The 12,433-nt window shown below is 58.5% G+C and carries 8 protein-coding genes; 4 read left to right on the top strand and 4 right to left on the bottom strand.

Translation table 11 applies throughout. The features are described 5' to 3' along the window. Nucleotides 1–19: 19 nt before the first annotated feature. From A3224_RS13255 to A3224_RS13250, 3 genes are all read left to right on the top strand, one after another. Nucleotides 20–757 (top strand): FadR/GntR family transcriptional regulator, encoded by a 738-nt coding sequence (locus tag A3224_RS13255; protein WP_067155563.1) that lies wholly within the window; start codon nt 20–22, stop codon nt 755–757. Between the two features lie 355 nt (nt 758–1,112). Further along, nucleotides 1,113–1,397, top strand: a complete 285-nt coding sequence (locus A3224_RS16975) for a hypothetical protein (protein WP_139223202.1) — start codon at nt 1,113–1,115, stop codon at nt 1,395–1,397. A gap of 202 nt (nt 1,398–1,599) precedes the next feature. Then, nucleotides 1,600–2,172, top strand: a complete 573-nt coding sequence (locus A3224_RS13250) for a PhnA domain-containing protein (protein ID WP_067155559.1) — start codon at nt 1,600–1,602, stop codon at nt 2,170–2,172. A 65-nt stretch (nt 2,173–2,237) separates the two neighbouring features. Here the strand turns inward: A3224_RS13250 and A3224_RS13245 are convergent, their stop codons facing one another. The 3 genes from A3224_RS13245 to A3224_RS13235 are packed head-to-tail and all read right to left on the bottom strand — an operon-like array spanning nt 2,238 to nt 7,526. Further along, nucleotides 2,238–3,836, bottom strand: a complete 1,599-nt coding sequence (locus A3224_RS13245) for a GH35 family beta-galactosidase (RefSeq protein ID WP_082817534.1) — start codon at nt 3,834–3,836, stop codon at nt 2,238–2,240. Then, nucleotides 3,833–5,635 (bottom strand): glycoside hydrolase family 9 protein, encoded by a 1,803-nt coding sequence (locus A3224_RS13240; RefSeq protein WP_082817533.1) that lies wholly within the window; start codon nt 5,633–5,635, stop codon nt 3,833–3,835. The genes A3224_RS13245 and A3224_RS13240 overlap by 4 nt, the downstream gene beginning before the upstream one ends. After that, a complete protein-coding gene (locus A3224_RS13235; protein WP_197462992.1) occupies nt 5,613–7,526 on the bottom strand; it encodes a sialate O-acetylesterase in 1,914 nt (637 codons plus the stop codon). Before A3224_RS13235 ends, A3224_RS13240 begins: the two co-directional genes overlap by 23 nt. 614 nt (nt 7,527–8,140) lie before the next feature. On the opposite strand from A3224_RS13235, the gene A3224_RS13230 reads away from it, so the two are divergent. Next, the gene (locus A3224_RS13230; protein WP_067155553.1) at nt 8,141–9,739 is read left to right on the top strand and encodes a lytic polysaccharide monooxygenase; all 1,599 of its coding nucleotides are present in this window, start codon (nt 8,141–8,143) and stop codon (nt 9,737–9,739) included. A gap of 62 nt (nt 9,740–9,801) precedes the next feature. On the opposite strand, the gene A3224_RS13225 is transcribed toward A3224_RS13230, so the two are convergent. After that, nucleotides 9,802–12,423 carry a glycoside hydrolase family 9 protein gene (locus tag A3224_RS13225; protein WP_082817531.1) on the bottom strand — a complete coding sequence of 874 codons (2,622 nt, stop codon included), beginning with the start codon at nt 12,421–12,423 and terminating at the stop codon, nt 9,802–9,804. Nucleotides 12,424–12,433 lie beyond the last annotated feature (10 nt).

Genomic DNA, 12,433 nt, shown 5'->3' with positions numbered 1-12,433 from the left:
TAAGAAGAGAGCAGAGCGCGTGAATAGAAGACCCGGTGGACAGAATCTGACCCAACAACTGGTACACATCTTAGGCGCGGCTATCGTCAACGGCCGCTACCGCGGCGGAGAGGGATTGCCCTCTGAGGCCGGATTGTGCGATGAGTACGGCATTAGCCGCAGCGCCACCCGAGAGGCGATCAAAATGCTGACGGCGAAAGGGTTAGTCACTTCCCGTCCACGCCAGGGCATCAGGGTACAGCCGCGGGCGCGATGGAATCTGTTCGATCCGGATGTGCTCGGCTGGATATTGCGCGCCAGCCCGACCTTGGAAATGCTGCGTGAATTTCTCCAGTTGCGTTTGGCCATAGAAAAAGAAGCTGCGGCCCTGGCGGCGGCGGTGCAGGACAAAGAGTCCATCTCCGCGGTGGGGGCGGCGCTGGCGCGCATGCAGCGCGCCGAGGAAGGACTGGAAGATCCCGTCGATGCGGATATTGCCTTTCATATCAATATTCTCAATGCCACCAATAACGCCTTTTATATTCAGCTCGGCAGTTTTATTGAAACGGCACTTAGGGTAAGCATCCGCTATACCAATCGTATTAAAGGTGTGGCGACGGCGAGCTACCAAAATCACAAAATACTTTACGACGCTATCGACAGTGGAGAGATCAGCGCAGCGCGCAATGCTTCCGCGGCCATGCAGGAAGAGGCGCTGGCTTTGATTGAGGGGGAGCTGGCCCGTAGAGTCAGCAGAGGGAAAGATATTCTAGTTTGATAGAAAATACTCTAATCAGATGGCGATCGTCTTCGTCTGGCTTACCGTGCGCATGTAAAACCTTAATTAGAAAGTTCTAATTTGTCTGTCCGATAAATACAGGCCTTTTGGGGGGCTTACTTTGGTGCGTGGGCTCATCGGCCTATACCTATAATAGTATCTGCCCATTTGCGTTATGCCGGAGGTTAAAATGGACCATGGTAAAAATGGCGTCGAATGCGTTGACCGGTTTATCTGTTGCTATAAAGAATTTATGGCGCGTGGTGGAATTATAGTAAGTAGAAACCATTGAGAATGGTTCTGATTTAAAAAATCTGCAAACGAATTAGTTGAATATCTTATTTGTGAAGAGGTTTTGTGGCTGGTTAAAAATGCAGTTGATAAATCAGAGATCGAGGCGGATATTTTAAATTGTTTGTCTACTGAAATTGAATTCTTTCTGATCCGGTCGAAGCATAACGAAGGAAGCAGTAATTCGGAAAATGGCAACAACGCAGAAAAAGGAAACGATAGCGAAATAGTTGAAGGCGCCAGCACCATCAAGCAAAGTATAGAGAAATTGTTAGGTAAGTGGATTCCTAGTCGTATCTTAAATAGATTCTCTCTATTAAATGAAATGCTAAGCCTTTGCTGGCTTTAATGGCGTTTTCTTTTGGGGGCAAACGCTATTTTCTTCCCGCCACGTGGATATTCTCGCGTGGCTTTTTAGCGCTCAACCAGCGTGTATTCCCAATAACTTACCTGCTGCGTAGTAGCGAAGGGTTCGCGGCCTCAAAACCTTATACTGTGCACTGCAGGCGCTGAAACGCGTATAATCAGCGCCTTTTGCACGAGGACAGATTGTGAGTACTGAACAAGAACTGGTGGCGCGCAGCGGCGGACAATGTGAACTCTGCGGTGCGGACAGTGGACTGAAGCCTTATAGCGTGCCGGCTTCAGAGGGCCGCGGCGACGCGGATATACTGCTGTGCGAGACTTGTCGCACGCAGCTGGAGAACCCGGCGCAGATAGATTCAGGTCATTGGCAGTGCCTCAGCGACAGCATGTGGAGCCAGGTTCCAGCGGTACAGGTGATGGCCTGGCGTCTGTTGAAACGGCTATCGGGAGAGACCTGGGCACAGGATCTGCTCGATATGCTCTATCTGGACGACGATATGCTGGCCTGGGCTCAAGCGGGTGCGCTGCCGGACGAAAGCGAGGTGGTGGTACACCGGGACTGCAATGGCGCGCAGCTGCAGGCCGGCGACACGGTGACCATTATCAAGGACCTGGACGTTAAGGGCACTAGTATTGTCGCCAAGCGGGGTACCGCGGTGCGCGGTATCAGCCTGACGGACAACCCCGAGCAAATTGAAGGGCGTGTAGAAGGTCAGCGGATTGTTATCCTAACCAAGTTCGTCAAGAAATCCGGCTAAAATCCGCACAGCATCCAAAGCTGGGTCACTTCAAGCTTTGCAGGAAACGGGATAACAGTGCGCGACTAATACCGGTATAACCTCAATTTTTGAATTTGCCACTCGCCGCCGGGAATGCGCAGGTGCCGTCCCTGGTGGCTCTGGTCGCCGTTTAAGCGCCGTCCGGGCGTCCATTTGCCGTCTTGGAATTCTCCCTCTTCCAGTGTGTCTATGCCTGCGCGTTTGCCGTCGGCGGCGAAGGTTAATACCACGCCGGTGCCGGCGACCATAAAATCTTCCAGCCCTGTTTGCACTATCAGAGCGCCCGCTTCGGGCCAGGTTTCCGCCTCTGAACCCGGGGACCAGCCGAGGGTGAATTCGTGTTTGGCGGTAAAATGGTAGTCGCCGAGGGTGAAGGCCATTTGTGGATTTTCCCGGGTGAGCCAGACGCCTTCTTTAATACTGCCTGCGGTGATATGTCCCCCCAGCTGTGCCAGTAAATCATAGCTGCGAGCGAGATTTTCCATTGCCTTTGTTGAGCCAGTTTCAATGGAAAAGGGCGAAAAGCCGAGCGTATTGTAGTGGCCGAAAGCATAGAGGGCCTTGGCTCCGGCGTCAGTGTCGAAGCGGATTTCCGGAATCAGCAGCGGATCACCCTGGCGGGTATAACGGTCGTTCCAGTATTGGAAGTGGGGGTTGTAGAAGTCTGGTGCCATAAGATCGATGTTCGGCGCCGCGGCCTTCCAGATATCCATCAGGTGTGGCAGCGGGCCACCGCTGGGGTATTCACCGGGCGAGGCACCGGGGCGGTTGAGGGCAGCGTTGACGAACATGGGCAACGGGTATTCCGCTTTTCCGGCGGCCGCCACAGCGTTGGTATAGCGGGCGAAATACCAGGCGGTAAAAATCTCCTCGCCGGTGGTGTCGCCGCCGAATAGCTGTGCCCAGCTGCCGCTGTTGCGGAAGCCGTTGCGGCGCCATGCGGCGCGCAGCTCCGGTTCCAGTTGCGCCTTGTGCTCCCGCAGGTAGTCGAGCAGCGGCTCCGGCACTTGCGACGCAAAGGCGGCATCCGCCAGCGGGTGGTGGTCGCGGGGGCTCGGCAGCATGCCGATTTCATTTTCTACTTGCACCATAATGACGGTTTTGTATTTGCCGTCCGCCCGTTTGAGAAAGCGCATTAGCGCAGCGAAAGCGCGGCGGTCCGCGTTTAAATTGTTTTCGCTAAAAGGCGTGAGAATTTCCTGAGGTATGCCTTTTTCGTCCAGTGCGCGGGGGAAGCGCGCTGTGTCGCGTTTCACCCAGGAAGGGGCGTAGGTGGACATGCTGTTTTTCCAACTGCCGAACCACAGCAGCACCAGCCTGAGGTTTTCCCGGCGGGCTCGGTCGAGCAGCGCTTCGATCAGGGAAAAGTCGAAATTTCCCTCTTCCGCTTCCAGTAGTTCCCAGTAAACGGGTACCAGGAGGGTGTGCAGGTGCATGGCTTTTAGTTTCGGCCACACACTTTCCATGTATTCCAGGTGGGAGGCGCTGGAGTTACCCAGTTCGCCACCGAGTATCGGGAAAGCCCGCTTGTCCACCAGCAATTGGGTGCCTCCGGTGTGATTTTGCAATTGTGGTGGGGGTGCTGCTGCGGCGGGCAGGGCGAGAGCGGTGGAGAGCAGGAGCGAGAGAATCCGGTTTTTCATTGTTGTTTTGAAGTTGTCGCGATGAGGCCGTTTACCAGGTAGGCGAGAGGCGCGTTCCAGTTAATGGCTATTTCGTTGCTGGCGTAGCTGCACAAGGTATCCGTGTAGGATTCATCTGCGACATCACTTGGGTAGTCGCAGTTATCCTGTTGGGCGGGATTTGGTCCGCCGACAAGAAACCCCGGCAGTGGCGGCAGCGCTGGTTGGGCCGCGGCCAAGCGGTGGTGTGGGTGTTGTGGGGATTTGCCGCCGAAACCGGTGACATAGGAATAGCCGGTGGCATTTCTTCCCAGCAGGTAATCGAGATTGTCGGCTGCGCTGTGCAGAAAGCCGACATCGCCCGTTAGATGATACGCCTCCAGGAAAAGGATGCCCTGGTTTGCCGCCACTGAGTTACTGCCCCAGACGAAATGGGTTTTACTGGTGACCATGGGGGCCTGATACGCGGTCTGAGCACTCTGGTGGCGCAGTCGTTCGGCTTCTTTGAGAAGGCTGCGTTTTATCTCCGTCAGCCAGGCCAGGTCCAGATGCTTCAGCTCTTGTTCGCGGCGGATCAGGGAATAATGTCCCAGCCACTGTACCTGGGACCAGGAGGGCAGCTGGTAGTCGATGGGGGCATTTTGCAGAGCGTCCCGGTAGGCGGTGTTGCCGGTGCTGATAAAGAGCTCGGCGGCGGCCCACAGCCGCTCGTCTTCGAGGTATTCGTCGCTGTAGGCGCCTGTGTGTATATCTGGGTCGTATTTGCGGTTCAGTGCTTCCTGTCGGTAGAGAATGCCAGGGTTTTGCGCGGCCCAGGTCCAGGCACGCTCGGCGGCGCGCAGGTACTTGTCGGCTTCTTCCGCGGAGAAGGGGGAATACAGACGCGCCGCTTGGGCCATAACGGCGGCGAAATCCAATGTGGCGGCGGTGCTCTTTTGTACCAGATAGCGACGCCCCCCGGCATCCGCTGGCGCTACCGTCATGCCTTCAAATCGGGCCGTGGTGAGCTTGTGGTACACGCCCCCGTCGGCGGGGTCCTGCATGGTGAGCATCCAGCGCAGGTTGTAGCGCGCTTCGTCGAGAATGTCCGGCAGTGGGTTGCCGGATTCGGGAATGCCGAGCTCCAGTCGTGTGAAATAGCGGGGATAACGCTCATAGGCCGACAACAGGGTCGCCGTGGCGATGCCGCTGTTTACTATGTACTTGTTGTAATCGCCAGCGTCGTACCAGCCCCCTGGCGAGGCTACGGTAGCCCCCGCCGGACGCGAGGTCCCCGCGGCCGATGGATGTATTTCCACTTCCCGGTCGGCATGGCCGCCCCTGCGCGCCCAGCGCCCGGCGTATTGTGCGTCCAGGTCGGTGGAGGCGCGTTGGAAGTAGAAAGCCTTGAGACTGGCGCGGGCCAGTTTTCCGTATACATCGCTGTTGACCGCAAAAGGCAGGGAGCTGCCGCGACCGGGGATTTCCAGCCGGTATAAGCCGTTTTTTTTCAGGGTGGAAAAGTTGGCTATCCACACTGGTTTGCCAGACCAGCTTTTGGCTGGGGCGGGAGTGAAGGAGCCCTTGAGTATTGGGTCGCCTCCGCTGTGTTCGCGCAGGAGAAAGTAGCCAGGGTTTTCCTCCGCGAACACCAGGGCGATTTTTCGCTGTTCGGGGGCGTAGCCTAGCTGGTTTAGGCGAAAAAGCGCGGTGCCGCTGGCAAGCTGTTCGGCGCTGGAGGTAGGGCTGAAGAAAGTCAGCAGGCACATTAGGCAGAGAGCGGCGGGAAAAAGGCTATGGGAGCCTTTCCCACCGGTTTTAGTCGGATGTTGTTGCGTCATAGGCCGGATTCTCCAGATGTGCGCGGAAGGGCGCGGCCGGTAAGTCGGCACTGTTGTACAGGTTGGCGCCTGCGGGATTATCCGCCCAGGCGTAGCGCACAGCGGTCGGTGTGGGTACTTGCTCACTCCAGAGGCGTACTGTATCGCCGAGAATTTCCGCACGGGCCCAGGTGAAGTGGCCGTCTTTGCCGGCGATGGCGAAGTGCCGCAGGGGGCCGCCGTCCGATGGTTTCAGACCGCCGCCAGTGTGGCGGAAGGTGACAATCAGTCTGTCGCCTTCTGCCCGCAGAGAGTGGAACTGCGGCCCGAAATAAATGCCCTCTTTTTCTCCATAGGCGACGCGCCGCGCGGCCAGCGCCAAGCGAAGTCCGACGGTTTTTTTGTCCAGCGGATGTATGTCGTTCCACTCGCCAGCGTCGATGGCAACGGCCATGCCGGTGTCCGGCAGGGCGAGAGCGGCGGCCTGGGCTTCGCGCAGTTCCGCCCAGGCGCTGTCTGCGGGCGTCGATGCGGGTTCGAGAAAATTCGCCAGCTGCACAAACAGGAAGGGCAGGGAATCCTGACCGGCTTGTGCCCGCCAGCCCGAGCGCCAGTCGCGGATTAGCGCTGGGAAGAGCTTTTTGTATTCCTCCGCCCGGCCCACATTGGACTCCCCCTGGTACCAAATGGCGCCTTTGATGCGGTAGTTTTGCAGCGGGTAGAGCATGGCGTTGAAGAGCCCGCCGGGCTTCCAGCGCACAAAGGTCTGAGGCGCCAGCGAGGGCATGCGCGCGCCCCGCCGGAAGTGCCAGGGACCGCGCAGATCAAACCGCTCGCCTGCCACTGTGAGTGCGTAGGGCTTGTCTTTGACGAAACCGCCGCGACCGCTGGTATTGGTGACGCGCACGGTGATAGTGTTTTCCCCCGCGCGCAGCAGGCCCGCCGGCACCGGGTAACGGCGCCGCGGGTAGAGGTAGCTGGTGCTGCCCACCTGTCGGCCATTGATATAGGTTTCGTCCGCGTCCACGATGCGCCCCAGCTCCAGAAGCCCCGCTGTGCCGGCTAAGTGTTCTGGCAGCGCTAGGTTTTTTCGGAACCAGAAAATGCCGTTGTCGCCCTCCTCTGTTGGTTCCGCCCAGTAACCCGGCAGAGAGAGTTGCGCCCATTCCGCGGTGTCCAGTTGCGGCGCAAACCAGGGGACTTCCCCCTCGGCCAATCCCGCATCCTTTTGCGCGGCGATGGCGTACCATTGATCGATGCGGGCGCGGTCCTCCCGCTGGATTTTTTCAATCAGCGCCGGATTTTCAAATTTTCTCTTTTCCGCCAGATGTTGCGGAAACTGCTTGAGAGTTTCTTCGCTCACCCAGGCTTCCGCTGGTGAGCCGCCGAGACTGCTATTGATGATGCCGATGGGGACCTGCAGTTTCCGCTGTATTTCCGCGGCAAAAAAATAGGCTACGGCACTGAAGTCCCGGATATTGTCCTGGCTGGCCGCCAGCCATTGGCCGCTTTCTAAATCCGCTCGAGGCGCGTTGAAATCATATTCTTGCGGTACCCGGAACTGGCGGATGCGACTGTTGTTTACCGCGGCGATTTCTTTTTCAAAGCGGTGGGCGATGCGGCTGATGGGATATTCCATATTGGATTGCCCGGATGCCAGCCATACATCGCCGACGAGAATGTCCGCCAGTTCGATGTGGTTCTCCCCATGGATGGTCATGGTGTGAGGGCCACCGGCGGGCAGTGGTTTGAGCGTGACGGACCAGTGGCCTGTGTCATCGGCCTCGGTGCTGTAGTGCCGACCGTTGAATTCGACTGCCACCGCTTCTCCCGCATCCGCCAGGCCCCAGATTTTCACCGGAGCGTCGCGCTGCAGCACCATTCCGTCGCTGATCAGTTTGGGCAGGCGCACTTCCGCCGCACCCGGCGCGGACAGCAAACCTACTAAGAGCGGAGGCAGGATTCGTTTGATGAATACCCGTAAGCAAGAGGCTTCCGGCCTTTTCCCTGTGGGGGGCGGTGATGTGCCGAATAGAAACGGGCGTATACCCGTGATTGGACGTGTCATCTTTTGTGCCAAATAGGACTCGTTATTGTTGTTCGGTACCGGTATTTGACGCTGCGAGCACCGACAGGACCGGGTTTTCCGGTGTTTGGTGTAAACGTTTACATTACGGGTTTCTCCCGTGCGGATCAATACCGAGGGTCGGAGGAGTATGGAGCGACAGTGCCGTCGCCGCTCACGTTCCCCGGCCCTTCTGCAGTGCGCTTGTTCCGTGTTCGAGGGGCAGCCTTTCATCTGGTGGGCGCCGGAAACAACCAGTTGCGCCAGCTAACCACTTGACTTCTCCGCTCAGCCGCGCCAAGGTCGCGAAACGCTTACTCGAGGCCGGATGGGAGTCTTTCCCACCCAGGGGAGGTTATAAATAACAAGCGATTACAAATACCTGCTCCCGGTGTTTTCCGGTCGCCCACGTCTCGCACCGCAATAATTTCTTCTCAATAAAACAACAGGAGGGAGAAGTTATGCGGTATCAAAAATCACTACTCAGTGCATGGGCACTGGCCCTGTCGGCCGGAGCCTTCGGCCACGGCCTGATGTCCGAACCCGCTTCGCGCAATTGGTTCTGCGGTGCGATCACCAAACCCGATACGGCGGAACCGGGCAGCGCCTGTGCTCAGGCATTTGCCGATGATTTCAACGGCGGTTATCAGTTTATGAGCGTCTTGACCCATGACGTGGGCCGCAAAGGTGTTACCCCTTTGCCCGCCAATGTCTGCGGTTTCGACAGCGAAACCTGGCATGGCGGCGCGACCCCCTGGGATAAGTCCGTGGACTGGCCCACCAACCGCATCACCCCGGGGCCTTTGACTATCACCTGGGATATTTCCTGGGGGCCGCACTTCGACGACACTGAGGAGTTTGTCTATTACATTACTAAGCCCGATTTTCAGTATGAGGTGGGCAAACCGCTGACCTGGGATGATTTCGAGAGTGAGCCCTTTTGTAACCTGACCGGGTATAACGACAGCAATCCGGGTGCGACCCCGAATATCACCCCGGACAAGGGCAACAGCCTTTTCCACACCCAGTGTGTGGTGCCGGAGCGCAGCGGCCGCCATGTGATCTACGGCGAATGGGGGCGCAATCAATGGACCTACGAGCGCTTCCACGGTTGTATTGATGTGGTGTTCGACGGCGACGGCGGCCCCGCGCCGGTTGTGGCGGAAATCACCGCAACACCCGACAACAGTACTTTTGTGGGTTCTGGGGAGATCCAGCTCAGCGCCGCTGCCTCGCAGGGGGAAAACCTCACTTACACATGGAGTCTGGAAGCCAATGACACGGCGCTCTACAGCCTGAGCAGTACCAGCGCAGTGGAGACGGTACTGAGCTTGGACGAGCCGGAAACCGAAGGGGAGGTGACCGTGCGCCTGCAGGTGAGCGATGGTTCAACCAGCAGCACTGATGCGTTCACCTTCACTCATGTTCCGGCCAGCGGCAGCGCCTGGGCGGATCTGGGGGCGCTGACCGCTGCGGAGCAAACCCTAAATCCGGGTGATCAAGTACGGTTGCGCCTGGTGACCGAGGAGGGATCCGATGTCTACCTGCCCTCTTCTCCCTTCACCGTCGTCAATGGGGCGGCGTCCGTCTGGACCTACGAGTTTGCCCAGGCTGTCAATGGGGAAAACACCGATGTGCGCGTAGGCGTGCTGAATGGCGGTAATATCGCACCGGTGCAGAGCGCCACGGAAAACCGCGTTTACGCCCAGGCACCCGCCGCATACAGCAGTGCTTTCCTGCAGGTGGAAGCGGGCTCCGGCTCCGGCGGCGTCAGCTGCGATTACATCAACCAGGATGTTTGGAACAGCGGCTTTGTTGCCAGTATCGTCCTGACCAATAACGGCTCTGAACCGGTGGAGGGCTGGAGTGTGTCATGGGACTATGCCGGCGATGCTCAGGTGACCAACGGCTGGAATGCGCAGATATCCGGCAGTGGGCCCTACACGGCGACGAATGTGGACTGGAATGCCACCATTCAGCCGGGTGAGTCGGTTGAGTTCGGATTCCTGGGCACGGGCAGCGCGGAGACGCCGGAGGTCAGCGGGGCTATCTGCGACTGAATACGGGGGCGCGGCAAACGCCGCGCCTCGACTTTCCTTCCCGGAGAGAACCTCGAACGGATTCAGAGAGTGCTCTCATCTGCCTGTTGTTCCAGTAGGGACTGCACGGCATTGGCCAGGAACAAATAACTGGCCCCTACCGTAATCACATATTCGTTTTGCCCCCAGAAAAACGGCCAGTTTTCTTTGTTTTCCGGAAAGTCCGGCGGCAACACCAGCACCCCGGGCACCACGCCGCCGGGAATAAAGGAAAAGTCCGCGCGGTTGGAACCGTAGGCCACCAGTTTCGATTCCACGCCAACGGCGGAGACCAGTGACAGGTTCGAGCCGGGATGTTGGCCGAGGATATAGTCGAGACTGCGGAATACCAGGTCCTTTTCCACAATGTGCGGAAAATAGCGGTGCAGCCAGTAGTTGGTATTACCGAAATCGATCACGCTGCCGGCGCCGGCCCAGCCGCCGCGGGTAATGGGGACACCGAAAGGATTTTCCCGCTCGTATTCCCTGATCTGCTCCCGGTAAGCGCGCGTGAGTTGTTGCAGCGTTTCGGCGTATGCCTGGTCCATCAGCGGAAGGGCCTGCGCCAGGGTAATGGCGTTGGTGGCAAACCTGTCATGCAGCTGTGGTAATAACTGACGCACCGCTTGTGCATAGCGTGGGTTTTGTGTGGCCGCCAACAGCTCCACCGCGGCGCCCAGCTGCTCCTCCTCCAGTCTGCCTCCGGTGGTATTGCCATAACGGTATCGGTTGGGTTCGCGGTGGCTTTCGTACTCCCAGACGTTGACGGCGGTCTCCAGGCTCTCTTTCGCCAGGTCGTCGTTGTAGCCGCGCAACGCGCGGCTGGCGGCGGCGAGGGCCGCGGCGGAACCGTAGTTCAGTGCCGATGTGTTGCTAGTGAAAGCCCAGCGGTCGTCGAATTCACCACTGTGGTTGCCGTCGCTCGATAGCACCCGGCGCTCCGGCGGCGGTGCGGCTGTGGATGGCAGATACATTTTTCCCACCCGCCGCTCACTGGCGAAGGGGTCCAGTGTGGCGCGATAGACGCGGTTGTCGGTTTTGGTGGCGCCGTCGCCCAGGTGCGGGTACTGATACAGGTGTGCGGCGACAATGCCGGGAATGGCGTGCCCTAGGGCGCGGTGCTGGGCGATCAGCGCTAGTGTGCCGTGCTCGATTTGTTGGAGGATGTCCGGTACCCCGTCCGGGCGGTGGATCTGCACCAGGCGTTTCGATTGGCTGACGGTGGTGTTGTCCCTTGTTATGCGGAACGATTCCCAGGCGCGCACTAGATCCCGCACCGTGTGATACTGGGACTGGGTGCGGATATCGTAGTCCCCCGCGTCGTACCAGCCACCGATCGCCAAGCCCGGAATATGTTCGAAGGGTTCAAAACGGCTGTCTGTCTCCGGGCCGTGGGCGTAGAGGTCGAAGTGTTCATAGTTTGGTGGCGCCTGCAGGGCGTCGTCTAAATGCGATCTGCCGTGCCAAATCCGGTAGGCCTCGCGCACTTCCATATGATCCATCTGTACCGGCAGAAAAATATCCAGTGTCGGCTGCCAGGTTTGTCGGTGTACATTGGTATCAATCGGAAAGGGGCCGCTCAGTTGGCTGCCGTACTCAATTCGGTAGAGTCCCGGGCGGGTGACCGCGGAAAAATCGAAAGTGGCGTACTGGTAGCGCAGGTAATTGCCCCACAGATTGACCGGCGCGTTGAAAGCTTCGTTCGTTTCGCCATCGGCCGTCAGGCGCAGCAGGCGGGCGCGCGCTTTGGGCGTGTCGTTGGCGTCCAGTTCGATAACCGCGGTTTTCGGCTGCTGCGGGTGGTAGCCCACTTGCGAATAAGTGATCACCGGTGTGCGCAGCCAGCCGGGTTCCGCCGTTATTTCCAGCTCCCAGTGAATCACCCGGCCTGTGCGTGCGGCGGGAATCAGGCTGCGCACGACAAACCAGCCGTTCTGCGCCTTATTGCGACCATCGAACAGCAGCAGTTGGTTTTCGCCGCTCAATTCGCGCAGGGTGACACGTGTATCCGGGTTTTCCGGCGACAGTACCAGCTCAGTTCCACGCGCCAGAGGCAAAGGCTCCGTGCGGCCATCGCGGTCGAACCGCATGGGACCGCGGGGGTGGCGGGGAAATATTGCGCCGCGGCCATCCATCAGATAGGTCTTGCCAAAATAGGCCGCCGGCAGGAATTCCAGGTTAAAGCCGGCCTTGCCCTCGAGTTTTTCCGGCAGAGGCTTGTCTAGGTGCACGCTGATTTCGACTTTGTCGCCCTGGGCGCGAGTGTCCACGCGGTAAGAGAGATTGTGTTCGGGGTATTCCAGTCTTGTTTCTATGCGATTTGCCTCCGGATCTGCGCGGCGTTCAATCAGCCTGCCCATACCGTCCCACTGCTCCGGGGTATGCAGCAGCCGCAGGTCCCCATTGGTGGCGATGCGCTCGCCGCGCTGGATGATTTCCACACCGCTGGTTTTTGCGTCGTAGAAAAGGCCTCCGGGCGCATTGCTGAAGGCGAGGACGTTGATTCCGGGAGCTTCGAAATATTCGCGTGTATTTAGGTTTAAATCGGCGGCGGCGTGATGCCCGCGCTCTTCGCGCGGAATATTGACGGAGTTATTTCCGGGGTGTTCGCCGCAGGCGGCGAGGCAGGCCGCGAGGAAGATAAGTGCAATATTATTTTTATACATGTTGGAATTC

The organism is Microbulbifer thermotolerans (assembly GCF_001617625.1).
GTDB classification, from domain to species: Bacteria; Pseudomonadota; Gammaproteobacteria; order Pseudomonadales; family Cellvibrionaceae; genus Microbulbifer; species Microbulbifer thermotolerans.
Note: the sequence above shows the minus strand (reverse complement) of the source record. Positions and strands in the feature narration are given on the sequence as shown.